This window comes from Nocardia sp. IBHARD005 (genome assembly GCF_052814245.1).
The window spans coordinates 1,120,127-1,144,586 of the sequence record NZ_CP199935.1 but is presented as its reverse complement, the minus strand read 5'-3'; the positions used below and the strand labels follow the sequence as shown (position 1 = coordinate 1,144,586).

General features: G+C 67.9%; 19 protein-coding genes and 1 tRNA gene. 14 read left to right on the top strand and 6 right to left on the bottom strand.

The annotated features are described in order from the left end of the window. Position 1: 1 nt before the first annotated feature. The 3 genes from ACTWPB_RS05210 (at position 2) to ACTWPB_RS05200 (ending at position 2,817) form a co-directional block, all read left to right on the top strand. Complete coding sequence (locus tag ACTWPB_RS05210) at positions 2 to 1,642, top strand: acyl-CoA carboxylase subunit beta (protein WP_446224562.1); 1,641 nt, start codon at positions 2 to 4, stop codon at positions 1,640 to 1,642. A 129-nt stretch (positions 1,643 to 1,771) separates the two neighbouring features. Further along, entirely contained in the window at positions 1,772 to 2,101 is a 330-nt protein-coding gene (locus ACTWPB_RS05205; RefSeq protein ID WP_446224561.1) for an acyl-CoA carboxylase epsilon subunit, read from the top strand. A gap of 80 nt (positions 2,102 to 2,181) precedes the next feature. After that, the gene (locus tag ACTWPB_RS05200) at positions 2,182 to 2,817 is read left to right on the top strand and encodes a Maf family protein (RefSeq protein ID WP_446224560.1); all 636 of its coding nucleotides are present in this window, start codon (positions 2,182 to 2,184) and stop codon (positions 2,815 to 2,817) included. Here ACTWPB_RS05200 and ACTWPB_RS05195 read toward each other — a convergent pair. Beyond that, entirely contained in the window at positions 2,743 to 3,507 is a 765-nt protein-coding gene (locus ACTWPB_RS05195; protein WP_446224559.1) for a helix-turn-helix transcriptional regulator, read from the bottom strand. The genes ACTWPB_RS05200 and ACTWPB_RS05195 overlap by 75 nt on opposite strands. Positions 3,508 to 3,655: 148 nt before the next feature. Between ACTWPB_RS05195 and ACTWPB_RS05190 the strand changes: the two genes are divergently transcribed. The 4 genes from ACTWPB_RS05190 (at position 3,656) to ACTWPB_RS05175 (ending at position 8,127) form a co-directional block, all read left to right on the top strand. Next, on the top strand, positions 3,656 to 4,606 hold the full coding sequence (locus tag ACTWPB_RS05190; RefSeq protein ID WP_446226240.1) for a sulfurtransferase: 951 nt from the start codon (positions 3,656 to 3,658) through the stop codon (positions 4,604 to 4,606). A 188-nt stretch (positions 4,607 to 4,794) separates the two neighbouring features. After that, positions 4,795 to 6,594, top strand: a complete 1,800-nt coding sequence (locus tag ACTWPB_RS05185) for an acetyl/propionyl/methylcrotonyl-CoA carboxylase subunit alpha (protein WP_446224558.1) — start codon at positions 4,795 to 4,797, stop codon at positions 6,592 to 6,594. 127 nt (positions 6,595 to 6,721) lie between these two features. Further along, positions 6,722 to 7,693 (top strand): patatin-like phospholipase family protein, encoded by a 972-nt coding sequence (locus tag ACTWPB_RS05180; protein ID WP_446224557.1) that lies wholly within the window; start codon positions 6,722 to 6,724, stop codon positions 7,691 to 7,693. Between the two features lie 77 nt (positions 7,694 to 7,770). Continuing rightward, positions 7,771 to 8,127, top strand: coding sequence for a hypothetical protein (locus tag ACTWPB_RS05175; protein WP_446224556.1), 357 nt, complete (start codon positions 7,771 to 7,773; stop codon positions 8,125 to 8,127). Between the two features lie 77 nt (positions 8,128 to 8,204). On the opposite strand, the gene lat is transcribed toward ACTWPB_RS05175, so the two are convergent. Both lat and ACTWPB_RS05165 read right to left on the bottom strand, forming a co-directional pair. Next, positions 8,205 to 9,545: an L-lysine 6-transaminase gene (gene lat, locus ACTWPB_RS05170; RefSeq protein ID WP_446224555.1), complete on the bottom strand. Its 1,341-nt coding sequence runs from the start codon at positions 9,543 to 9,545 to the stop codon at positions 8,205 to 8,207. Positions 9,546 to 9,611: 66 nt separating this feature from the next. Continuing rightward, positions 9,612 to 10,064 carry an Lrp/AsnC family transcriptional regulator gene (locus ACTWPB_RS05165; RefSeq protein ID WP_428393377.1) on the bottom strand — a complete coding sequence of 151 codons (453 nt, stop codon included), beginning with the start codon at positions 10,062 to 10,064 and terminating at the stop codon, positions 9,612 to 9,614. 118 nt (positions 10,065 to 10,182) lie between these two features. Between ACTWPB_RS05165 and amaB the strand changes: the two genes are divergently transcribed. Next, complete coding sequence (amaB, locus tag ACTWPB_RS05160) at positions 10,183 to 11,700, top strand: L-piperidine-6-carboxylate dehydrogenase (RefSeq protein WP_446224554.1); 1,518 nt, start codon at positions 10,183 to 10,185, stop codon at positions 11,698 to 11,700. A gap of 109 nt (positions 11,701 to 11,809) precedes the next feature. Continuing rightward, positions 11,810 to 11,883, top strand: a tRNA-Met gene (locus ACTWPB_RS05155). A gap of 43 nt (positions 11,884 to 11,926) precedes the next feature. Here the strand turns inward: ACTWPB_RS05155 and ACTWPB_RS05150 are convergent. Next, positions 11,927 to 12,475, bottom strand: a complete 549-nt coding sequence (locus tag ACTWPB_RS05150; RefSeq protein WP_446224553.1) for a histidine phosphatase family protein — start codon at positions 12,473 to 12,475, stop codon at positions 11,927 to 11,929. A gap of 136 nt (positions 12,476 to 12,611) precedes the next feature. Here ACTWPB_RS05150 and ACTWPB_RS05145 point away from each other — a divergent pair, with 136 nt between their 5' ends. The 3 genes from ACTWPB_RS05145 (at position 12,612) to ACTWPB_RS05135 (ending at position 19,306) form a co-directional block, all read left to right on the top strand. Next, a complete protein-coding gene (locus ACTWPB_RS05145; RefSeq protein ID WP_446224552.1) occupies positions 12,612 to 18,032 on the top strand; it encodes an Lhr family ATP-dependent helicase in 5,421 nt (1,806 codons plus the stop codon). Positions 18,033 to 18,036: 4 nt separating this feature from the next. Beyond that, positions 18,037 to 18,810, top strand: a complete 774-nt coding sequence (locus tag ACTWPB_RS05140) for a DNA-formamidopyrimidine glycosylase family protein (protein ID WP_446224551.1) — start codon at positions 18,037 to 18,039, stop codon at positions 18,808 to 18,810. 115 nt (positions 18,811 to 18,925) lie between these two features. After that, positions 18,926 to 19,306 carry a VOC family protein gene (locus ACTWPB_RS05135; protein ID WP_446224550.1) on the top strand — a complete coding sequence of 127 codons (381 nt, stop codon included), beginning with the start codon at positions 18,926 to 18,928 and terminating at the stop codon, positions 19,304 to 19,306. Between the two features lie 3 nt (positions 19,307 to 19,309). On the opposite strand, the gene ACTWPB_RS05130 is transcribed toward ACTWPB_RS05135, so the two are convergent. Then, positions 19,310 to 21,094, bottom strand: a complete 1,785-nt coding sequence (locus ACTWPB_RS05130) for a glycerol-3-phosphate dehydrogenase/oxidase (protein WP_446224549.1) — start codon at positions 21,092 to 21,094, stop codon at positions 19,310 to 19,312. A gap of 324 nt (positions 21,095 to 21,418) precedes the next feature. Here ACTWPB_RS05130 and glpK point away from each other — a divergent pair, with 324 nt between their 5' ends. Then, a complete protein-coding gene (glpK, locus tag ACTWPB_RS05125) occupies positions 21,419 to 22,915 on the top strand; it encodes a glycerol kinase GlpK (RefSeq protein ID WP_446224548.1) in 1,497 nt (498 codons plus the stop codon). Positions 22,916 to 22,959: 44 nt separating this feature from the next. Next, complete coding sequence (locus ACTWPB_RS05120; protein ID WP_446224547.1) at positions 22,960 to 23,532, top strand: TetR/AcrR family transcriptional regulator; 573 nt, start codon at positions 22,960 to 22,962, stop codon at positions 23,530 to 23,532. On the opposite strand, the gene ACTWPB_RS05115 is transcribed toward ACTWPB_RS05120, so the two are convergent. Further along, positions 23,491 to 24,351, bottom strand: a complete 861-nt coding sequence (locus tag ACTWPB_RS05115) for an alpha/beta hydrolase (protein ID WP_446226239.1) — start codon at positions 24,349 to 24,351, stop codon at positions 23,491 to 23,493. The genes ACTWPB_RS05120 and ACTWPB_RS05115 overlap by 42 nt on opposite strands. Positions 24,352 to 24,460: the final 109 nt, after the last annotated feature.

Genomic DNA, 24,460 nt, shown 5'->3' with positions numbered 1-24,460 from the left:
CATGACGAGTGTCCAGCAGCAGCCCGCATCGGAATCGGCGGGCACCCCCGATATCCACACCACCGCCGGGAAGCTGGCTGATCTGCGGAATCGGCTCGAAGAAGCGCAACACCCGATGGGTGAGTCCGCGGTCGACAAGGTGCACGCCAAGGGCAAGATGACCGCGCGCGAGCGCATCCTCGCCCTGGTCGACGAAGGCTCCTTCGTCGAACTCGACGCCCTCGCCAAGCACCGCAGCGTGAATTTCGGCCTCGAGCACAACCGCCCGCTCGGTGACGGTGTCGTCACCGGTTACGGCACGATCGACGGCCGCGACGTGTGCATCTTCTCCCAGGACGTCACCGTGTTCGGTGGCTCCCTCGGCGAGGTCTACGGCGAGAAGATCGTCAAGGTGATGGACCTGGCCATCAAGACCGGCCGCCCGCTGGTCGGCATCAACGAAGGCGCGGGCGCGCGGATCCAGGAGGGTGTCGTCTCCCTCGGGCTCTACGGCGAGATCTTCCACCGCAACGTGCAGGCCTCCGGCGTGATCCCGCAGATCTCGCTGATCATGGGCGCCGCCGCCGGTGGTCACGTGTACTCCCCCGCGCTCACCGACTTCGTGGTGATGGTCGATCAGACCTCCCAGATGTTCGTCACCGGTCCCGACGTGATCAAGACCGTCACCGGTGAAGAGGTCTCCATGGAGGACCTGGGTGGCGCGCACACCCACATGGTGAAGTCCGGTGTCGCCCACTACGTCGCCTCCGGCGAGCAGGACGCCCTCGACTACGTCAAGGACCTGCTGGGCTACCTGCCGAGCAACAACCGCGCCGAGGCCCCGCGCCACGCGCCCACCGACCCGATCAACGGTGCGATCGAAGAGTCCTTGACCGACGAGGACATCGAGCTCGACACGATCATCCCGGACTCGCCGAACCAGCCCTACGACATGCACGAGGTCATCCGTCGCCTGCTCGACGACGACGAGTTCCTCGAGGTCCAGGCCGAGCGCGCGATGAACATCATCTGTGGCTTCGGTCGCGTGGACGGCCGCAGCGTCGGCATCGTCGCCAACCAGCCCACCCAGTTCGCCGGCTGCCTCGACATCGACGCCTCGGAGAAGGCCGCGCGCTTCGTGCGCACCTGCGACGCCTTCAACATCCCGATCATCACCCTGGTCGACGTCCCCGGCTTCCTGCCCGGCACCGGCCAGGAATACAACGGCATCATCCGGCGCGGCGCGAAGCTGCTCTATGCCTACGGTGAAGCCACTGTGGGAAAGATCACGATCATCACTCGCAAGGCCTACGGCGGCGCCTACGACGTCATGGGTTCCAAGCACATGGGTGCCGATGTGAACCTGGCGTGGCCGACCGCGCAGATCGCCGTGATGGGTGCCTCCGGCGCCGTCGGCTTCGTCTACCGCAAGCAGCTGGCCGAGGCCGCCAAGAACGGCGACGATGTCGATGCGCTGCGCCTCGAGCTGCAGAACGAGTACGAGGACACTCTGGTGAACCCGTACGTCGCCGCCGAGCGCGGATACGTCGATGCGGTCATCCCGCCCTCGCACACCCGTGGCCAGATCGTGTCCGCGCTGCGGCTCCTCGAGCGCAAGATGGTGACATTGCCGCCGAAGAAACACGGCAACATTCCGCTGTGAAATCGCGATATCCCGGATAGGCCGCGCACACTTGTTGTGGAAGACAACTATTGATCAGCGCGGCCACACCGGGAATGATCGCGGCAACCGCACTGTGAAGCGAAGTAAGTGCAGGAAGGATCTGGCACTGTGACAACTGTGGCAGAAGAGGACGTGTTGACAGTCGCCGAGCTCGAGCTCGCCGTCGAACCACTCGTCGAAGAGGCCGAACTGACGGTGGACGCGGTGGCGCAAGCCCCCGTCGACGCCGCGGGTGAGCCGCTGTTCCGCGTTCTCAGGGGTTCGCCCACCGATCAGGACATCGCGGTTCTAGCCGCCGTCCTGAGCGCGGCGGCGGCCAACGCGCCCGTCGGCGGATCGAATGGACCGGCCGACGCATGGGGCGTATCGACGATCATGCATCGGGGTACGAACCCGTTCTCGCCGTACGTGTACCCGATGCTGTCGCATCTACGCTGAGTATTTCGAGCTGGTGCTGAGTGTCTCGAGCTGGTGCTGAGCGTTTCGAGGGTGCTGAGGCGACCGAACCTGGTACTGCGGTGACCCGGCTGGTTCTGGCGTCCGCATCGCCCGCCCGGCTCGGGATCCTGCGCACCGCGGGCATCGACCCCGTGGTGCGGGTCTCGGGCGTGGACGAGGACGCGGTGTCGGCGGCACTGCCCGCCGGCACCTCCTCGCACGATGTCGTCGTCGCCCTGGCGCACGCCAAGGCGGTCGACGTCGCCGCGTCGATTCCCGAATTCAGCGCCGACTGTGTTGTCGTCGGCTGCGATTCGATGTTGCTCGTCGACGGGCAGCTACAGGGCAAACCACACACCCCCGAGGTGGCGCGCGAGCGCTGGGCCACGATGGCGGGCCGCAGCGCGGACCTGATCACCGGGCACAGCGTGCTGCGGCTCCGCGCGGGTGAGATCGTCGCCGAGTCGGCCGAATGCAGCAGTACCACGGTGCATTTCGCCAAGCCGACGCCGGACGAGCTCGATACCTATATCGCAACGGGTGAACCGCTGAAGGTCGCGGGCGCGTTCACGCTCGACGGCCTCGGTGGCTGGTTCGTCGACCGGATCGAGGGCGACCCGTCCAGCGTCATCGGGATCGGATTACCGCTGTTGCGCCGACTGCTCGAAGACGTCGGTGTCGGTGTCACGCAGCTGTGGCGGGATCCGCGGGACTGACGGCGCGATCACGTGCTGATCCCCCGGCTCCTTGGCCGGGGTGCGATCGGACGCGGTCATCGTCAGGTCGAGCCGGGCCGTACACAGTTCGGGCTCGATGAAGGGATGCAGCTGCACGTCCACCCGGCCACGGGCGCCGTTGCGCTCGAGCACCTCCCGCATGAGACCCATGTGCACACCGCACACCACCTCGGCGTGTGAGCGGGCCAGTTCACGCAGCGGGCAGGCGGTCAGGTTGATCTGGACGTGTTCGGTCGTCTCACCGGCGGGCTCCTTCTCGGGCGCGAACCCGAGCTCCGACATCAGCGACATGGTGATGTCCCTGGCGTCGGCGAGGGTTTCCACCGGAGACGCGCCGATATCCATCCGCGCACCCCACGCGCGGCCCGCGGCCACGGCGGCGGCGGATCGGGCGACCGGATCGGGACCGAGATGGTCGGCAAGTACCTGCGCGAGCTCCTGATATCCCACCGAGCGCTGCACCGCGCGATAGCCGATGCGCGGGCGTCCGCGACCGCGTGGCGGTTGCTGGAACTGGCGAACCAGCGATTCACGGGTGAGGACATCGAGGTGGAACCGGACGGTGGTGACGTGCTGTCCGGTGATGCGGGCCAGTTCCTGGGCATCGAGGGGCTCGGTGGCGCCACGTAGGATCGCGAGCAGTCGCCGTCGCGGCCAAGAATCGGACATAGCTCACCCCTCCTCTCCAGAGACTTTATCGGACATCCGTGCGCTTTATTCGCCCATTGTGTCGATTCGTGATGTGCCACCACACACTTACCATCGGTTGCGACCACAGAGTGCTCGCACCCACCCAACTCGCGTGAAGGACCACACCGTGCCCGTCGCCCCGGATCCGCACCCCGCCTTCGGTTCCTACGCAGTCCCGCATCGATTGGTAACCACAGAATGGCTGTCCGCAAACATCGGCGTGAGTGGTTTACGGATCATCGAGTCCAACGATGACATCCTGCTCTACGACATCGGCCATGTCCCGGGCGCGGTCAAAATCGATTGGCGCGGCGATCTGAGCGACCCGGTGACCCGCGATTATGTCGACGGCAAGCGCTTCACCGAGCTGATGCGCGCCAAGGGTATCGAGCGCGAGGACACCATCGTGATCTACGGCGATCGCGGCAATGCCCAGGCCGCGCACACCGCCTGGATCTTCTCGCTGTTCGGCCACGAGGACGTGCGTCTGCTCGACGGCGGCCGCGACGCCTGGATCTCCGAGGAGCGCGACACCACCTTCGACCAGCCCCACCCCACTCCCAGCGACTATCCCGAGGTCGTGCGCGACGATTCGACCGCGCGCGCGTTCCGCGAGGAGGTGCTCGGCAGGCTGGGCAAGCCGCTGGTCGACGTGCGCTCGGCGCAGGAGTACTCGGGCGAGCCCAGCGACCAGGACAACGCGGCTGATACATCGGCGTCCACGCGAGGGCCCGCGTGGTTACGCTCGGCTGCCTCCTCCGGCCTGCCGTCTTCGACGCTGCGCGGCGGACACGTGCCGACCGCGGTGAACATCCCGTGGACCGACGCCGCCACGATCGACGGCCGCTTCCGCTCGCGCGCCGACCTCGACGAGGTCTACGGCGCGCTGCCCGCCGACGACCTGGTCGTCTACAGCGGCGTTGGCGAGCGATCCAGCCACACCTGGTTCGTCCTGACCTTCCTGCTCGGCCGCAGGTCGGTGCGTAATTACGATGGTTCGTGGATCGAATGGGGAAACTCGGTGCGCGTGCCGATCGCCACGGGCACCGCACCAGGTGTCGCGAATCAGATCATGTGAAACATGTTCACATCAGTTCACGCCGCGTAATGTGACCTGTGACCTACTCGGCAGTAGGGCTAGCCGAGTTCGAGCAGTGTTGGCACACTGCCTACACTCGCCCGAGACGAAAGTTGTCGATACCGGGCACGGGGCCTAACCGGCGACCCGTTCCCCGACGCGACCAGAGATTGCACACAGGAGGCTCAGTGCCAAGCCATGCCAGCGCACGGATCACAAAGGTACTCGTAGCTAACCGCGGCGAGATCGCGGTTCGCGTGATCCGGGCTGCCAAGGACGCGGGAATCACCAGCGTCGCGGTGTACGCCGAGCCCGATGCCGACGCTCCCTTCGTGAAGCTCGCCGACGAGGCGTTCGCCCTCGGCGGCCAGACCTCCGCCGAGTCGTACCTCGTGTTCGACAAGATCCTCGACGCCGCGGCCAAGTCCGGCGCCGACGCGATCCACCCCGGCTACGGTTTCCTCTCCGAGAACGCCGACTTCGCCCAGGCCGTCATCGACGCCGGGCTGATCTGGATCGGCCCGTCGCCGCAGTCCATCCGCGACCTGGGTGACAAGGTCACCGCGCGCCACATCGCCGAGAAGGCGAAGGCGCCGATGGCCGCGGGCACCAAGGACCCGGTCAAGAACGCCGACGAGGTCGTCGCGTTCGCCAAGGAATACGGCGTCCCGGTGGCCATCAAGGCCGCTTTCGGTGGTGGTGGCCGCGGCATGAAGGTCGCCCACACCATCGAGGAGATCCCCGAGCTGTTCGAGTCGGCGACCCGTGAGGCCATCGCCGCCTTCGGTCGCGGCGAGTGCTTCGTCGAGCAGTACCTCGACAAGGCCCGCCACGTCGAAGCCCAGGTCATCGCCGACCAGCACGGCAACGTGGTCGTCGCCGGTACCCGCGACTGCTCGCTGCAGCGCCGGTTCCAGAAGCTCGTCGAGGAGGCGCCGGCGCCGTTCCTGTCCGACAAGGTGCGCGCCGCCATCCACGAATCGGCCAAGCGCATCTGCCGCGAGGCGGGCTACTACGGCGCAGGCACCGTCGAGTACCTGGTGCAGGGCGAGACCGTGTCGTTCCTCGAGGTGAACACCCGCCTGCAGGTGGAGCACCCGGTCACCGAGGAGACCGCGGGCATCGACCTGGTGCGCCAGCAGTTCGCGATCGCCAACGGCGACGAGCTGAGCATCAAGGAAGACCCCACGCCGCGTGGGCACTCGTTCGAGTTCCGGATCAACGGTGAGGACGCCGGCCGCGGCTTCCTGCCCGCTCCCGGCCCCGTGAACGTCTACCGCGAGCCCTCGGGCCCCGGTGTGCGCGTCGACTCCGGTGTGGTCCAGGGCAGTGTCATCGGCGGTCAGTTCGACTCGATGCTGGCCAAGCTGATCGTCACCGGCGAGAACCGCGAGCAGGCGCTGCAGCGTGCCCGTCGCGCGCTGGCCGAGTTCGAGGTCGAGGGCCTGGCGACGGTGATCCCGTTCCACCGCGCGGTCATCGAGGATCCGGCGTTCATCGGTGACGGCCAGACGTTCGAGGTCTACACCAAGTGGATCGAGAACGAGTGGAAGAACACCGTCGAGCCGTACACCGCCGGTGGCGCGGCCGACGATGACGACGACGATCTGCCCCGGCAGAAGGTTGTCGTCGAGGTCGGTGGACGTCGCGTCGAGGTGTCGCTGCCCGGTCAGTTCACCCTCGGTGGCGGTGCGGCCGGTTCGGCCGGTAACGGTGTGGTCCGCAAGAAGCCGAAGGCGCGCAAGCGTGGTGGCGCCGGTGCCGGTGCCGCGTCGGGTGACGCGGTGACCGCGCCGATGCAGGGCACTGTCGTGAAGGTCGCGGTCGAAGAGGGCCAGACCGTCGAGGTCGGCGACCTGATCGTGGTGCTCGAGGCCATGAAGATGGAGAACCCGGTGAACGCGCACAAGGCCGGTGTCGTCACCGGGCTGGCCGTCGCGGCGGGTGCGGCGATCACCCAGGGCACCGTCCTGGCGGAGATCAAGTAGGAGAACTCACCAACGGGCGCTGGTCTTCGCGGACCGGCGCCCGTTGTCGTTCGCCGGGGTGAACGGCGGACGACAATCACCTGTCCGCGCAGGATGGGTGCCCGTGTTCTGTCGTATCGTGGATCGGGTGACCAGCACTGCGCACACCGATCTGGACCCGCTCTCGACGCCGGGTTCGGCAACGGTGGCCGAAGTGATCCAGGGCAGGCGGGCAGCCGGTCATCGCGCCGACGGTCATCGCCTCGCACTGGTGATCGAGGGCGGTGGCAGCCGCGGTGTGTACTCCAGCGGCATGGTGCAGGCGCTCGAGGAGCTGGGTCTGTCGAAGGTGTTCGACGCCGTCTACGGCACGTCGGCCGGGGCGATCAATGGTGCGTGGCTGCTGTGCGGGCGCGCGGCGACGGGGATGCGATCGTGGACCGATCCGGCGATCATGCGCCGTGTGGTCGATCCGGTGCGCATCTTCCGCGGTCGCCCGGTCTTCGATCTGCACTATCTCGTGCATCGGGTGTACGACGGCATCGAGCCGATGGACTTTCCGGCCATTCTGGCCAATCCGACCACCTTCCACCCGATCGCGACCGATATCCGCACTGGGCAGTCGGTGGACCTCGGGCCCTACATCACCGACAAACAGACCCTCATGACGGCGCTGCGGGCCTCCGCGGGCCTACCGCTGCTGGCGGGACCGCCGGTCGCCCTCGGGGGCGGCAACTACTTCGACGGCGGGCTCACCGAAACCGTGCCGATCCGCACCGCCGTGGCCGCGGGCATCACCCACGCCTTGGTCCTGCGGACCCGCCGGACCGATGAACTGCGCCCGCCCGCTCCCCTGCTGCATCGGGTGGTCGGCGGCGGCTATATGCGTGCCATCGCGCCCGGCGCGTTCCGGGCGTGGAGTAAGCGGCCAGGCCAGCAGGCGATGGAGGACAGCTACCTCGACGGTCTCGGCGAGCAGGTCCTCCAGGTTCATCCACCCGCCGGTTCGCCCGCCATCGACAGCGCGGCCCGCGACACCGACCTGCTCACCCGCGCCCTCGACATCGGCCGCACCGCTGTCCACTCGCTCCTCGGCGGCGCCACCCTCCGCACGGCCTGAATCCGGCGAGCCGTTGCCGGGCGTGCTCGCCGGGGACCGTCGGCGACGGCCACACCGGTCGGCACTAGGCTGCGGGCGTGGAACCGATCGAGATCAACGCAGGGTCCTGGTATCTGCGCGCCCTACGCGCCGACGAGCGCATCGACGATCGACCCGCGCTGGCCGACGGCGGCATCACCGATCCCGGCTACGTGACCACCCGGTCGGCGCAGTGGGCCGATGAATCCCACTTCTCCTGGGCGGTCTGCGTTCCGACGACGGCCGAGCTGGTCGCCGAGATCGGCGTGACGCCGGGCCCCGACGACACCGCGACCGTCACGGGATGGGCGCGACCCGGCGAGGACGAGGCACTGGCCGCCGGCGTCGCCTCGGTCCACCGCTTCGTCGCGGGCGCACTCGGATTGACTGTCGTTCCGCCTCTCCGCGACTCTTAGCCAGATCGAGGCGCGGGGAGGCTCAGCTACGCGGGCGGCGGTGAGCCTGGCGGTCGGATCAGCCGGTGCCCGATGAGTTACCCATGTTCTCGCGTGAGCACCGCGTCGAGTGCGTCGACGGCCTGACTCAGCTCGTCTTCGGTGACCGTCAACGGCGGACGGAACCGGATGCCGCGCTCCCCCGTGCCGAGCAGCAGCACGTGTTCACGTTCCCGCAGCTCGGTCACCACCCGATCGCGCAGCTCCGGCGTCGCCAGGGTGATCGCGCACATCAGCCCACGCCCACGCGCCTCGCAGGCCAGGTCCGGGTGTGCGGCGGCGAGGTTAGCGAGTCGGTCGAGCAGGAACGCACCGAGCGGACCCGCGCCCTCGATCAGCCGATCCCGTTCCAGCACTTCGAGAATGCGCCGAGCTCTGACCATGTCGGTGAGGTTGCCGCCCCAGGTGGAGTTGAGCCGGGAGCTCACCCGGAAGACATTGTCGACCACCTCGTCGACCCGCCCGCCTGCCATGATCCCACAGACCTGGGTCTTCTTCCCGAAAGCCACCACATCGGGCCGCACGTCCAATTGCTGGTAGGCCCAGGTGGTTCCGGTCATGCCGGCACCGGTCTGCACCTCGTCGAGGATGAACAGCGCATCGTTGGCATGGACCAACTGCTGCATGGCGGCGAGGAATTCCGGTCGCAGGTGGCGGTCACCACCTTCGCCCTGGATCGGCTCGGCGATGAAGCAGGCGATGTCGTGCGGGTTGTCGGCGAAGGCCTGTGCGGCCTGGGCGATGGCCCGCGCCTCGAGGGCGGCGATGTCGGGCCCGGCGAAGGTGTGCGGTGTGTCGATTCGCGGCCAATCGAATTTCGGGAATCGCGCGGTCTTGATCGGGTCGGTATTGGTGAGCGACATCGTATAGCCGCTGCGACCGTGGAAGGCGCCGGTGAGGTGCAGCACCTTGGTGCCGAGTTCCGGTGCGCGGCCGTGCAATTGGTTGTGCCTGCTCTTCCAGTCGAAAGCGGCTTTCAGCGCGTTCTCCACCGCGAGCGCACCACCGTCGACGAAGAACAGATGCGGCAGGCGCGGATCGCCGAGAACGCGGGCGAAGGTTTCGACGAAGCGGGCCATCGCGACGGTGTAGATGTCGGAGTTACTCGGCTTGTTCAGTGCGGCGGTGGTCAGTTCGGCGAGGAAGCTCTCGTCGCCGGCCAGCGCGGGATGGTTCATCCCGAGCGCGTTGGAGGCGAAGAAGCCGAACATGTCGAGATAGCTGGTGCCGTCGCGTTCATCGACAAGCGTGCGGCCATGCGACTCGTGTAGGTCGAGCACCAGCTCGAAACCGTCCGCGAGGATATGCGAGGACAGGATTTCGTGGACCCGGTCGGCGGGGATGACCGCCGCGCCAGGGCGCTCCAGTTCGATGGTCATGAAACCGACGATACGCAAATATTTACGGAAGTTCCACGGAATCACGAATCAAATTACGGAAGATCACTACCTGTCATAGAATGTCTGCAGGATGATCGTGCTGCGGGTGTGCACGTTGGCCGTGGCCCTGATCTCCTGCAGCAGATGTTCCAGATGCCGCGGCGAGGCCACCCGCACCAGCAGGACGTAGCTCTCCTCGCCCGCCACCGAGTGACACGCCTCGATGCCGGGGATGTGCTGCAACAGGGCGGGTGCGTCATCGGGCTGGGACGGATCGAGAGGAGTGATCGCGACGAACGCCGACAACAAGTGCCCGAGCGCTTCGGGGTCCACCTGCGCCGCGTACCCGCGGATCACCCCGCGCGCTTCGAGCCTGCGCACCCGCGATTGCACCGCGGAGACCGAAAGGCTGGCCTTCTCCGCAAGATTCGACAATGTGGCGCGACCGTCTGCCATCAGTTCTTTGATCAATAGCCGATCGATATCGTCGAGCTGGGGTCGAGCCGGTGTGTCCGCCATCAGCGAAGGCTAACGCAGCGTGGGGCTCGCGCGGGGGAAACTTCTTTCCGTTCCCCACCGAATTCTCCCGAACTTTTCCGTGAGCCGAACCGAACAGCAGAAGGTGAGCAGAGTACCGATGACGCAGACCGTGAACTTCTCCGAGCAGCTCTCGCTGCGAGCCAGGGCGCTACTGCACGGCCTCGGCGCCGCTGTACCGGAACCCGGCCCGCTGCTCGCGCGCACGCCGATCTCCGGCGGTGTCCTGCTGCCACTGACCGCAGGCACACCCGCGCAAGTCGATGCCGCGATCGGCCGCGCCGCCACCGCGTTCCAGGCATGGCGCACCGTCCCCGCGCCGGTGCGAGCGGCGCTGGTGCGCAGGCTGTCCCAGTTGCTGGTAACCCATCAGGACGAACTGGCCGAGCTGGTGACCCTGGAAGCGGGCAAGATCGGCCCCGAGGCGCTGGGCGAAGTGCAGGAGATGATCGACGTCTGCGAGTTCGCGATCGGGCTGTCGCGCCAGCTCTACGGCGCCACAATGCCTTCCGAGCGCCCCGGCCACCGGCTCATGGAGACGTGGCATCCGCTCGGTGTCGTCGGAGTGATCTCGGCATTCAATTTCCCTGTCGCGGTGTGGGCTTGGAATACCGCGATCGCGCTGGTGTGCGGCGACACGGTGGTGTGGAAGCCGTCGGAGACCACGCCGTTGACGGCGTTGGCGTGTCACACGCTGCTGCGCCGTGCGGCCGTCGATGTGGGGGCGGATCCCGCAGTGCACCAACTGATTCAAGGCGATGCCGCCGTCGGCTCCGCCCTGGTCGACGATCACCGGGTCGCCCTGGTGAGCGCGACCGGTTCGGTGCGGATGGGCGCCACCGTTGCCCCGCGGGTGGCCGGGCGATTCGGGCGGTGCCTACTCGAGCTGGGTGGCAACAATGCCGCGATCGTGGCGTCGAGCGCTGATCTGGAACTGGCGGTGCGCGGCATCGTCTTCTCGGCGGCGGGGACCGCGGGGCAGCGGTGTACGAGCCTGCGGCGGCTGATCGTGCATCGTTCGATCGCCGACCAGCTGGTCGACCGGCTCGCCGCGGCGTACAGCCAACTGCCCGTCGGCAATCCGCTCGACGACGGGGTGCTGGTGGGGCCGCTGATCAACGAGCGCGCCTTCGCGGCGATGCAGCAGGCACTGGTCGGCGCGGTGGCCGAAGGCGGCGACATCATCTGTGGCGGTGAGCGAGTCGAGACGCTCGGACCCGACGCCTACTACGTGCGACCCGCCCTTGTTCGCATGCCCGCGCAGACCGAACTCGTGCGCGAGGAGACCTTCGCACCGATCCTGTACGTGCTGACCTACGACGAACTCGACCAGGCCATCGCCCTCAACAACGGTGTGACCCAGGGACTTTCCTCGTCGATCTTCACCCTCGACCAGCGCGAGGCCGAACAGTTCCTGGCCGGCTCCGACTGCGGCATCGCCAATGTCAACATCGGGACATCGGGCGCGGAGATCGGCGGGGCGTTCGGTGGGGAGAAGAACACCGGCGGCGGCCGGGAGTCGGGCTCGGACTCGTGGAAGGCCTACATGCGCCGGGCCACCAACACCGTCAACTACTCCACCGAACTCCCGCTCGCGCAGGGGATCCATTTCGGCTGATCAGGCAGGCGTACCTCCGCCTTCGCTCCGGCCATGCGCGGCTGAGGAACGCTGCGCCCACCAGGCGATTTCGCCTTCCGCCCCACCCCGTGTAAAGTGGTATTTGCAACGCGGGATGGAGCAGCTCGGTAGCTCGCTGGGCTCATAACCCAGAGGTCGCAGGTTCAAATCCTGTTCCCGCTACTACGAAGAAGGCCCCGGAGTTTTCACTCCGGGGCCTTCTTCGCTATCCGTTGCCGAGCCGCAGGGTCCAGTTCCCCCGATAGTGCAGCCGGGTGACGCTCGCGGGCGGAACATCCATGCGCCAGAACGACTTCGCCGGTGCGTCGAGCACCACGAGCAGCGCCGCCCGCACCACGGCCGGATGCGTCACCGCCACGGTGTCGCGCCCCGACGACGCGATCTCGGCCAGCCAGAACCGCACCCGATCGACCAGATCGGTGATCGATTCCCCACCGTGCCCACGGAATTCGGGATCGGTCAGCCAGGCGAACAGCTGATCCTGAGCGAGTTTGCCCATCTCACTGCCCCGCCACGACCCGGCGTCGAGATCCCGTAATCGCATGTCCTGTTCACCGACGAGGCCCAATTCCTCCGCCGTCGCGCGAGCCCGCCGCTCCGGTCCTGTCCGCACCAGCGCCTCATCGAGGGGCACACAGGCACGCACAGCGGCCAGCCCCGACTTGTCCAGGGGTTCATCGACAGGAAAACGCGCCTTACGTACCGCCTCGGTAAGGCCATGGCCGACAAGGTCGACTCTCAGCACCGTTTGCACGAGAGTCGAGGGTAGCGACGAGTGCGATCCACGCCACAACCCGGGCTACACGCCGCCCCGGTCATCAGCATGTTCACGCAGGTCGGGGTACACGATGCCGGCGAAGTTGTCGGAGGGTCGGTGCACACTTGGTGCTATGGATCGGTTCTCCCCCGCGACGGCACAGTGGTTCGACGGCGCCTTCCCCGGGGCGACATCGGCCCAGCTCGGCGCGTGGGACGCGATCGCCGCCGGGGAGAACACCCTGGTGATCGCGCCGACGGGTTCGGGAAAGACCTTGTCGGCGTTCTTGTGGGCGATCGATCAGCTGGCTCAGCGGGAGCCACCAGAGCCGGGGGCGCCCCGTGGCACGTCGGTGCTCTACGTGTCGCCGTTGAAGGCACTGGCTGTGGACGTGGAGCGCAATCTGCGGGCACCGCTGGTCGGAGTGACGCAGACGGCGAAACGGTTGGGACTCGACCCGCCGGATATCTCGGTGGGGGTGCGCTCCGGTGACACTCCACCCGCCCAGCGGCGGGCGATGCTGCGCACGCCGCCCGACATCCTCATCACCACTCCCGAGTCGCTGTTCTTGCTGTTGACCTCGGCGGCCCGCGAGACGCTTGCCCAGGTCAACACTGTGATCGTCGACGAAGTGCACGCCATCGCCGGGTCAAAGCGCGGTGCGCACCTGGCGCTGTCGCTGGCCCGGCTGGACCAGCTCACCGACAAGCCCGCGCAACGGATCGGGTTGTCGGCGACGGTCCGCCCGCCGGAGGAGGTCGGGCGGTTCCTGGTCGGGAACGCGCCGATCACCATTGTGCGCCCGCCCGCGCCGAAGACCTTCGACCTGTCGGTGCGGGTGCCGGTGGCCGATATGACCGATCCAGGAGGCGACTCCGATCAGCCGGGGTCCATCTGGCCGCATGTCGACGAGGCCATCGTCGACCTCGTGCTCGAGCATCGGTCCTCGATCGTGTTCGCCAACTCGCGGCGGCTCTCCGAGCGGCTCACCGCGCGACTCAACGAGACCTACGCCGCCCGGCTCGGCGAGCCGGTGGAGACCGAGCACAAGCCACCCGCCCAGCTCGGACCGTCCACCGAGGTGATCCACGGAGCCGACCACCTGTTGGCGCGCGCGCATCACGGGTCGGTCAGCAAGGAACAGCGCGCCATCATCGAGGACGACCTCAAGACCGGTCGCCTGCGTTGCGTGGTGGCCACCAGCAGTCTCGAACTCGGCATCGATATGGGCGCGGTGGACCTGGTGGTGCAGGTGGAGGCGCCGCCGTCGGTGGCCAGTGGCTTGCAGCGAGTCGGCCGCGCCGGGCACCAGGTCGGTGAGATCTCGCGTGGCGTGCTGTTTCCCAAGCACCGCACCGACGTGATCCACTGCGCCGTCGCCGCCCAGCGCATGCTCGCGGGTGAGATCGAGCAGCTCCAGATCCCCGCGCACCCGCTCGACATCCTCGCCCAGCAGACGGTGGCGGCCTGCGCGCTCGAACCGATCGACGTCGACAGCTGGTTCGATATCGTCCGCTCCACCGGCAGCTATGCGAACCTGCCCCGCTCGGCCTACGAATCGGTGCTCGACCTGCTGGCCGGGCGCTATCCGTCCGACGAGTTCGCCGAACTACGCCCGCGCGTGGTGTGGGACCGCGATGCCGGCACCATCACCGGCCGTCCCGGCGCGCAGCGGCTGGCGGTGACCTCCGGTGGCGCGATTCCCGATCGTGGGATGTTCGCGGTGTTCATGGTGGGTGAAAAGGCTTCTCGGGTAGGTGAACTCGATGAGGAGATGGTCTACGAATCGCGCGTGGGTGATGTGTTCGCGCTCGGTGCGACCAGCTGGCGGATCGAGGAGATCACCTTCGATCGGGTGCTGGTCTCGCCTGCGTTCGGGCTGCCGGGCAGGTTGCCGTTCTGGCATGGCGACGGGTTGGGACGCCCGGCCGAATTAGGTTCTGCGCTGGGCGAATTCGTGCGGACGGCGGGTCGAGTGCCTGCCGATGAGCTGAGCCGGATCGTGGCGAAAATGGGCGCAGGGCCGACCGCGGTCGTCGCTGCATCGGCGGTTTCGGACCCGGTGTCGCTGGTCGAGGCCGTGTCGGAAGTTTCCGGCCTCCCGGTAGCCGGGGTGGAACCGAGCGCGAAGAAGATCGGCCGTACGAGAGCGTCGAGCAACCGCACCAGGCCCGCCGATGCGCCGACCGGCGGTCGCGGAAAAGCTGCGGCGCCGAATCCGTCGCCGGTCGAGCAGAGCAAGCCCGCGGCACGGCTCGAACAGTTGGTGCGGACAGCCGGGCTCGATCAGAACGCGACAGCGAATCTTGTCGGTCTGCTCGAGGAACAGCGCAGTGCCACAGGTCAATTGCCCACCGACCGGACGCTGGTCGTGGAACGGTTCCGCGACGAACTCGGTGATTGGCGGCTGGTCCTGCACTCGCCCTACGGCACCCCGGTCCATGCACCGTGGGCGCTGGCGGTGGGCGCGCGGCTGCAGGAACAGTTCGGCATCGACGCCGCCCCGACCGCTTCCGACGACGGCATCGTGGTGCGCCTGCCCGACACCACCGATCAGCCGCCCGGCGCCGAACTGTTCGCCTTCGAGCCCGACGAGATCGACGACATCGTCACCGAACAGGTCGGCGGCTCCGCCCTTTTCGCGTCCCGATTCCGCGAATGCGCCGCCAGGGCGCTCCTGCTGCCGCGCCGTGATCCCGGCAAGCGCGCACCACTGTGGCAGCAGCGGCAGCGCTCGGCCCAATTGCTGGACGTGGCACGCAAATTCCCGCAGTTCCCGATCCTGCTGGAAACCGTCCGCGAATGCCTGCGCGACGTATACGACCTGCCCGCCCTGCGCGACCTGCTCACCAAGGTCGCCCGGCGCGAGATCCGCCTGATCGACGTCGAGACCGCGAGCCCGTCGCCCTTCGCGGGCGCCCTGTTGTTCTCCTACATCGGCCAATTCCTCTACGACGGCGACAGCCCACTGGCCGAACGCCGGGCCGCCGCACTGGCCCTTGACTCCAGCCTGCTCGCCGAACTCCTCGGCCGCGTCGAACTCCGCGAACTGCTCGACCCCGCCGTCATCGCCCTGACCGAACAAGAACTCCAGCGCCTCACCCCCGAACGCCGAGCCCGCGATCCCGAAGGTTTGGCCGACCTCCTGCGCCTCCTCGGCCCCCTCACCCCCACCGAAGCCGCGGCGCGCTGCGTCCCCCGCCTCGGCACCCAGTCGGCTGCCCGCTATGCCGAGGCGATGGAAAGCCGCGCACCGGACGAATATCGCACGCACGAACGCGCCTCGGAGTCCGGCCAACTCGGTGCTGGACCCAGCGGAGACGCTCTCGGAGCCGAGCGGTCTGGTATCGCACCACGCACTGGGTGCACTGGACTTGCGGATCACGCGGCACCTGTCAGCGTGCGCCCGGACAACGGAACCCGGTCCGACGACGAATCTCGCGACGGCACGGCCGACGATGACGGCTTCGATCGGGGCGAGGGCGACCTGCTCGCCGATTCCGACGCGCCTGCCTGGTTCGCGGAGCTGCGGGATTCGCGCCGGGCGCTGGAGGTTTCGTTCGCGGGACGGACCTGGTGGGTGGCAGTCGAAGACGCCGCTCGCCTCAGGGACGCGCTCGGAGTTCCGCTGCCGATAGGGGTGCCCGCGGCGTTCATCGAACCGGTGCCCGATCCGCTGGGCGACCTCGTCGGCCGCTACGCGCGCACGCACGCGCCGTTCACCACGGCGGCGGTCGCTGCCCGCTTCGGCCTGGGTACTGCCGTGGCCGCGACCTCGCTACACCGTCTGCTCGCCGAGAAACGGGTCGTGGAGGGCGAGTTCACGCCGGGTGCCGCCGGCGGCGAGTGGTGCGATACCCAGGTCCTGCGCAGGTTGCGCCGCCGGTCGCTGGCTGCCGCCCGGCACGAGGTCGAGCCGGTCTCCACCGCGGCCTTCGCACGCTTCCTGCCCGCCTGGCAACACGTCGGTTCCGGCGAGCTGCGCGGCGTCGACGGCGTCGCAACCGTGGTGGAACAGCTTGCGGGCGTGCCGATTCCGGCCTCGGCATGGGAGTCGCTGATCCTGCCGACACGAGTCAGCGACTACTCCCCCGCCATGCTGGACGAGCTGATGGCGACCGGCGAGGTGGTGTGGTCGGGCCACGGCGCCATCACCGCCCGCGACGGCTGGATCGCCCTGCACCTGGCCGACCAGGCACCGTTCACCCTGCCTCCCGCCGACGAGATCGACCCCACCGACATCCAGCTCGGGCTACTGGCCGCTCTCGGCGCGAACCTGGAGCCATGGCCCCCACCCGACACCGCCCGGGGTTCAGTGGTCGACTCGGACACACCCGCCACCAGTCCGAAGGCCGCCCGGAGCCGAAAATTCTCCGCAGATCCGGCGACGACGCAAGCAAGCGGGCTCTCGCGAACCGGCGAACGCGAGGTTGTCGACCTCGACACACCCGATCCCGCCGCGGCGGCGACCAGCCAAGGCACCAACTCGGCGACCGCGCCGGCAAGCAGTGAGTCGGCTCGACGACCCCCTTCCACCAGTCGGCGGCCCGATCCGAAGGACTACGCGCCCAGCGATTCCGGCAACCCGATAGCGGGACACGCTCCTGACCTACCGCGATTGCCTGCCACATTGAGCGGGGGCGGTGCCTATTTCTTCCGGCAGCTCTCCGATGCCGCGGGTCTGCTCGACGACAAGGCCGCCGGCGACGCACTGTGGCAGCTGGTCTGGGCCGGATACGTCTCCGGTGACACCTTCGCCCCCGTGCGCGCCCTGCTGTCCGGCACCGCCCGCGCCACCACCGCGCACCGCACCCCGCGCCGCGCCCCCCGCGGCCGCGCGTACCTGCCGCGACCGTCGATGCCGACCCGGTCCGGCCCGCCGATGCTGGCCGGCCGCTGGTCGATCCTGCCCGAACGCGTGCAGGACAATACTGTTCGCGCCCACGCCACCGCCGATCAGCTCGTCGAACGCTACGGCGTGCTGACGCGCGGTTCGGTGCAGAACGAAGGGATATCCGGCGGTTTCCAGCTGATGTACCGGGTGCTCACCGAGTTCGAGGATCGCGGCCGATGCAGGCGCGGCTATTTCGTCGACACGCTCGGCGGCGCCCAGTTCTCCACCACCGACACCGTCGATCGCCTGCGTTCGTTCGACACCGACCGTGACAACACCAGAGCGGGCGTCGCGCTCGCGCTCGCGGCGTGCGACCCCGCCAACCCCTACGGCGCCGCCCTGCCGTGGCCGAAGGGTGACGCCGAAGGCGGTCATCGACCGGGCCGCAAAGCGGGCGCCGTGGTAGTTCTGGTCGGCGGCGAACTGGTGCTCTACTCGGAGCGCGGCGGCAAGACGCTGCTCAGCTTCACCGAGGACATCGGCCTGCGCCGGGCGGCGGCGCTCGCGCTGGCCGGGCTGGTGCGCGACCGCAGGGTCGACAGCTTGGTGATCGACAAGATCAATGGAGAGACCGTGCACGGCAACCTTTTCGTCGAAGTCCTGCTCGAAGCCGGTTTCTCGATGACCCCGAGCGGTCTGCGGCTGCGCAGGCAGGTGTAGCCGAATGCCCGAGGGCGACACCGTCTTCCGCACCGCGCAGCGTCTACGCACGGCGCTGGCGGGTAAGACCTTGACCCGCAGCGATTTCCGGGTCCCCCGGTACGCCACGGTGGATCTGGTCGGCGATCTCGTGGAAGAGGTCGCCAGCTACGGCAAGCACCTGTTCATCCGCACCGACCGCTCGAGCATCCACACCCATCTGAAGATGGAGGGCGAGTGGCGGGTGTTCCACTGCGGCCAGCGCTGGACCAAGCCGCGGGTTACCGCACGCCTGGTCCTCGCCAACGACGAGGTCGAGGCCGTCGGATTCTCGCTCGGCAAGGTCCAAGTTCTGCCGCGCGCCGAGGAACACACCGTCATCGACCATCTCGGCCCCGATCTCCTCGGCCCGAACTGGGATCCGGCCGAAGCCCTGCGCAGGCTCACCGAATACCCCCGCCGCGCCATCGGTCTCGCCCTCCTCGACCAGCGCAATCTGGCAGGCATCGGCAATATCTACCGCAGCGAGATCTGCTTCCTCCGCCGAGTCCACCCCACTACCCCCGTCGGCGAGATTCCCGATCTCCCAGCACTCGTCGACGAAGCCCACCGGGTCCTCGGCAAAGCCGCACACCAACCACCGTGGCGGCCCATGGTCTACGGCCGAACCCGTCGGCCCTGCCCCCGCTGCGGCATCGCCATCGCCTCTGTGCTCCTCGGCGAGGACGACCCGGCCGACCGCATCAGCCAGCGCGAACGCGGCATCTACTTCTGTCCGCGCTGCCAGCCCCGCCCGTGAAATCACCTCGCCCGTGTGCGAGGGTGTCCGATACGATCTCTGGATCGTTTTCACCACTGAGGGCCCTTCGCGGGTGGGCTGGCCGACGGTTACCAGGTCGAAAGCAGGTTTCGTGATGGCATGTCGGATCAGTGAGCTCGTGCTCGGTTGCCGCGACCCCGAGGCGCTGGCCCAATTCTGGTGCGCGGTACTCGACTTCGTCGTGCTCGATCGCGAAGACGACGGGACGCTGGAGATCGGCCCGCGCGAAGGGTTCGGCGGTCCGCAGGCGACGATCATCCTCAGCCGCAGGAAAGAGCCCGAGCCCGGGAAATCCCGCCTGCACATCGACGTCAACCCCACCGACCGCGATCAGGACGCGGAGCTCGACCGCTTGCTGGAACTCGGGGCGCGCCCCGCCGACATCGGCCAGACCGGCCAGGAGCAGTGGCACGTGCTGGCCGATCCCGAGGGCAATGAGTTCTGTCTGCTGAAGGCCCGCATCGACCCGGTCTGAGGCTCAGCGGTCCTGTGGCACCGGTTCCAGCAACTGCGGACGCGGCTCCGGAGCGGCAGCCCGCAGTGCGTCGGCCGACTTGTCATCGGGCTGGGTCTGCGATTCGATCTCGGCCCGTACGCGCGCCTGGTACGTGGACACCTCGCGGTCGATATCGTCGGCATCCCAACCGAGTACGGGTGCCACGAGGTGGGCGACCTGCTCGGCACTGTTCGCGCCGCGATCGGAGTATTCGATCGAGATGCGGGTGCGACGGGCCAGGATGTCGTCGAGGTGCAGCGCGCCCTCCGCGGCGGCCGCGTAGACAGCTTCGACTTGAAGATATGCCGGAGCGTCGGTAATCGGTTGCAGCAGTTCGGGTTTGCCCGCCGCCATCGCGAGTACCTCATCGACCAGCGAGCCGTAACGGTCGAGCAGGTGCGTCATCCGGTACGGGTGGATGCCGTAGTGCTCGGCGAGCTGCACCGTCTGGTTGACCAACGCGAAGTAGCCATCGGCGCCGAGCAGCGCGACCTTCTCGGTGATCGAGGGCGAAACCCGCACCGGAATGTCTTGTGCCGCTTCATCCATCGCGTCGGCCGCCATCACCCGGTAGGTGGTGTACTTGCCGCCCGCGATGCTCACCATGCCGGGCGCGACCCTGGCCACGGCGTGTTCGCGCGAGAGCTTGGACGTCTCGTCGTTCTCACCCGCCAGCAGGGGGCGCAGGCCCGCGTAGACGCCATCGATGTCGGCGTGGGTGAGCGGGGTGACCAGCACCTCGTTGACCCGGCCGAGCAGGTAGTCGATATCGGCCTTGGTCGCCGCGGGGTGGGCCAGGTCGAGGTTCCAGTCGGTGTCGGTGGTGCCGACGATCCAGTGCGCGCCCCACGGGATGATGAACAGCACCGAGCTGGAGGTTCGCAGGATGATCGCGGCGTCGCTGACGATCCGATCACGCGGCACCACGATGTGCACGCCCTTGGACGCGCGCACATGGAATCGGCCGCGCTGTCGCGACAGACTCTGCACTTCATCGGTCCACACGCCCGTCGCGTTGATCACCACGTTCGCGCGCGCCTCGCCGGTGCGCCCGTCCTCGGTGTCACGCAGTTTCACCCCGACGACCCGGTCGGCTTCGCGCAGCAACCCGACTACCTGCGTCGACGTTCGGATGACCGCGCCGTAGTGGGCGGCGGTGCGGGCGACCGTCATGGTGTGACGTGCGTCGTCGACGACGGTGTCGTAGTAGGTGACGCCGCCGATCATCGAATCCCGACGCAGGCCAGGAGCCAGCCGCATCGCGCCGTGCCGGGTCAGATGATGCTGTCCCGGAACGGATTTCGCGCCACCCATGGTGTCGTACAAGGCCAGTCCCGCGGCGACATACGGCCGCTCCCACCCGCGATGGGTCAGCGGGTAGAGGAACCGCAGCGGCTTCACCAGGTGTGGCGCGAGCGTCGACAGTGCCAGCTCACGTTCCTTCAGCGCTTCCCTGACCAGGCCGAATTCGAGCTGTTCGAGGTAGCGCAGGCCGCCGTGGAACATCTTCGACGAGCGGCTCGACGTGCCGGAGGCGAGATCGCGGGCCTCGACCAGCGCGACCGACAGCCCGCGGGTCGCGGCATCGAGCGCGATACCGGCGCCGACCACTCCGCCGCCGACGACCAGGACGTCGAACTGATCCTTGCCCAGCCGTTCCCAGGCGGTCCGCCGATGTTCGGGCCCCAGGTCACCGGGCCCGAGCCGGTCCCGCTTCCCGCCCGCGACCAACTCACCCGGGTGCAGAAACTCCGGTGTCTGCGACATGCTCGACTCCTCGCCGCCGACCGATTCCGGCCGGTCCCAGCCGACAGTGGGGGCGAGCGCCGCGTTCGGCGGCGCCGCTGCGTACAGGCTAAACGTACTGCGCGCTCGTCACCCGGGACGTGCGCGGCGAGGCGTGGGAGCGGAATTCGGTGCGGATGCCGAACTTGACGGTCGATCGGCTGGTTCCGGCCACAACACCTCTGCGCGGTCAGCAGGGCGAATTTCACCAGGGTTCTCGCGGCTGTCGTATGCCAACGGCATTCTGCGGTACCCGTCATCGCCGAGGACAAGGCTCGCGGCCCACGCTTTCGGTAGCCTGCAGCAATGCGTCGCTATGTGGCTGCCATCGATCAGGGCACGACTTCGAGTCGGTGCATCATCTTCGATCGGCAGGGCCGAATCGTCGGGACCGCCCAGCGGGAGCACCGGCAGATCTTTCCGAAGCCCGGCTGGGTGGAGCACGATCCGGCGCAGGTGTGGCGCAATACCGAGTCGGTCCTCGGCGCGGCGCTGGGCAACAGCCGGTGCTCGGCCGTGGATCTGGCCGCCGTCGGGATCACCAATCAGCGCGAGACCACCGTGGTGTGGGACAGGGCGACCGGCGAACCCGTGTACAACGCGATCGTCTGGCAGGACACGCGCACCGATCGACTGTGCACCGAGCTCGCCGGTGCTCGAGGGCCACAACGCTATGCGGACCGCACCGGGCTGCCGCTGTCGACCTATTTCGCCGGTCCGAAACTGCGCTGGATCCTCGACACTGTCGACGGCGTTCGGGAACGCGCCGAAGCCGGTGACCTGTGTTTCGGCACCATGGACAGCTGGCTGCTGTGGAAGCTGACCGGTGCACACCTCACCGACGTCACCAATGCCTCACGCACCATGCTGATGGATCTTCGCACCCTGCAATGGGATTCACAGATCTGCGCCGATTTCGGCATCCCGATGTCACTGCTGCCGCAGATCCGTAGCTCGTCAGAGGTCTACGCCGACATCGCCTCCGGGCCGTTCGAAGGCATCCCGGTCGCGGGAATTCTCGGCGACCAGCAAGCAGCCACCTTCGGCCAAGCGTGCCTGACCCCCGGCGAAGCCAAGAACACCTATGGCACAGGCAATTTCATGCTCCTCAACACCGGCACCACCCCGGTCTTCAGCAAGCACGGCCTACTCACCACCGCCTGCTACCAACTCGGTGACGCCCCAGCGGTTTACGCGCTGGAAGGTTCCATCGCCGTCACCGGCTCCCTCGTCCAGTGGCTGCGCGACAACCTCGGCATCATCTCCTCCGCCGAGGAAGTGGAACCACTGGCCCGCAGCGTCGAAGACAACGGCGGCGCCCACTTCGTTCCCGCGTTCTCCGGCCTGTTCGCCCCCCGCTGGCGCCCTGATGCCCGCGGTGTCATCGCCGGACTCACCCGCTTTGTCACCAAAGCCCACTTGGCAAGAGCCGCACTGGAATCCACCGCCTTCCAAACTCGCGAGGTGGTAGACGCCATGCGCGCCGACGCGGCCGCCCAACACCTGGACCTCGAACTCACCACCCTCAAAGTCGACGGCGGCATGACCGGCAACAACCTCCTCATGCAGTTCCAAGCCGACATCCTCGACGTCCCCGTCGTCCGCCCGGTAGTCCGCGAAACCACCGCCCTCGGCGCCGCCTACGCCGCCGGTCTGGCCGTCGGCTTCTGGTCCGGCCTCGACGACCTGCGCGCCAACTGGTCCGCCGATAGAACCTGGACCCCCTCGATGCCCGAAGACGAACGCACCCAGCGCTACGCGGACTGGAACAAGGCCGTCGAACGCACCTACAACTGGGTATGAACCGACCACGCAAGCTGCCTCGCCAACAGCGCTCCAGGAACACCGTGGAAACGCTGCTCGAAGCGGCCGCCCAGGTGTTTTCCCGCGAGGGCGCGACCGCGACCACCAACCGCATCGCCGAACGGGCGGGCTTGTCGATCGGCACGCTGTACCAATATTTTCCGAACAAAGAGGCCATGCTGCACGCGCTGGCCGAGCGCCATCTTCTCGATGGCGGGCAGCGCCTGAGCGAGGTGTTCTCGCGTTTGCGTGTCGAACAACCGCCGTTCGACGAGAGCATGCGCGCGATCATGGAGGTCATCGCCGACCTCCACCGCGATCGACCGGCCCTGCACGCGCTGATGCACCGGGTCGCGTTGAGCGTGCCGATCGAACTCGCGGCGGTCCGGGCATTCGAGGACTATCTCGTCGCCGAGGTGGAACATCAGCTACGGCGCTGCGACCGTGGCGGACCGGACCCCCTGCTCACCGCGCGGACGCTGGTGCACGCGGTAGACGCGCAGGTACATCGCGTCCTCACCCGCCACACCGTGAGCGCCGACAGCTTGACGGCGCTGGCGTCGGCCCTCACGCCGTCACCGCCGAGCGCCGCCGACCTCGGCGAGGAGCGTCCGTAGCGCGTCGGCGAGCTGCGTGACGCCCGGTTCCTCCACCGGGAAATGCCCGCAGCCGTCGAGCAGCGTGACAGTGGTCGGTGCGCTGATGCGCTCGAGGAAACGCAAGCTCAGTTCCGGCGGCGTCCATCGATCCGCGGCGGGGTGAACCAATGTCACCGGCGCCGCGAAGAACTGCTCCGGCGGCGTGTGCTGAAACCGCAGGAAGTCGACGAGAAACCCGAGCGGAATCCGGACTCCCCCGCCCCGCGGATCCGTCGCACACATCCGCGACAGTGCCGGGTCCAGGCTCATGTTCGCAATATCGACCAGCCACCGAACCGGCAACCGGACCCTCCCGAAGAGAGCAGCGGCGCCGCCGTACAACACCGGCGGAATCGCCCCGCCCAACTCCCATCGCGCAGCCGCCCGCCGCGCCGCCGGATCGGCCGGATCGAGTAGGCAGGTCGCTACCACGTGCGCGACCCGCCTCGTCCGCGCGGCAACTTCATAGGCGAGTATCCCACCCAAGCTCGCCCCGAAGATTACGAGCGGCCGATCATCGGCCTCGGCCACCACGAAGTCACATACCAACTCCACCCAGTCGCGATAACGCACCGCCCCCGGATCCTCCATCACCGTATCGCCGTACAACGGCAAATCCATCGCTGCCACCGAAACCCCTTCGCCCGCGGCGATTCCGAGCCCCGGCCACACCAACCCCGCATGCCCACCCGCACCATGCAGGGCCAACACCCGCACGGGCGCATCATCGGCACCGGCCCGCGCGACATGAACCCGATTTCCGCGCCACGAAAACCAGCTCGGCACCGGTTCCAACATCACCTCGTCGCGATACCGCCGAGGAAGAAACCGCACATACTTCGCATATTCCATACGTCCAGCATCAGCCCCACCAACCCCGCTGCCAACTCGCATCCGCCCCAGCACC

What these genes read in the sequence shown, in the direction of transcription:
- ACTWPB_RS05210 (WP_446224562.1), top strand. Translation starts at nt 2, where the DNA reads ATGACGAGTGTCCAGCAGCAGCCCGCATCGGAATCGGCGGGCACCCCC.
- ACTWPB_RS05195 (WP_446224559.1), bottom strand. Translation starts at nt 3,507, where the DNA reads ATGTCCGATTCTTGGCCGCGACGGCGACTGCTCGCGATCCTACGTGGC.
- lat (WP_446224555.1), bottom strand. Translation starts at nt 9,545, where the DNA reads ATGACCATCGAACTGGAGCGCCCTGGCGCGGCGGTCATCCCCGCCGAC.
- ACTWPB_RS05165 (WP_428393377.1), bottom strand. Translation starts at nt 10,064, where the DNA reads ATGGCGGACACACCGGCTCGACCCCAGCTCGACGATATCGATCGGCTA.
- amaB (WP_446224554.1), top strand. Translation starts at nt 10,183, where the DNA reads ATGACGCAGACCGTGAACTTCTCCGAGCAGCTCTCGCTGCGAGCCAGG.
- ACTWPB_RS05145 (WP_446224552.1), top strand. Translation starts at nt 12,612, where the DNA reads ATGGATCGGTTCTCCCCCGCGACGGCACAGTGGTTCGACGGCGCCTTC.
- ACTWPB_RS05140 (WP_446224551.1), top strand. Translation starts at nt 18,037, where the DNA reads ATGCCCGAGGGCGACACCGTCTTCCGCACCGCGCAGCGTCTACGCACG.
- ACTWPB_RS05135 (WP_446224550.1), top strand. Translation starts at nt 18,926, where the DNA reads ATGGCATGTCGGATCAGTGAGCTCGTGCTCGGTTGCCGCGACCCCGAG.
- ACTWPB_RS05130 (WP_446224549.1), bottom strand. Translation starts at nt 21,094, where the DNA reads ATGTCGCAGACACCGGAGTTTCTGCACCCGGGTGAGTTGGTCGCGGGC.
- glpK (WP_446224548.1), top strand. Translation starts at nt 21,419, where the DNA reads ATGCGTCGCTATGTGGCTGCCATCGATCAGGGCACGACTTCGAGTCGG.
- ACTWPB_RS05115 (WP_446226239.1), bottom strand. Translation starts at nt 24,351, where the DNA reads ATGTTGGAACCGGTGCCGAGCTGGTTTTCGTGGCGCGGAAATCGGGTT.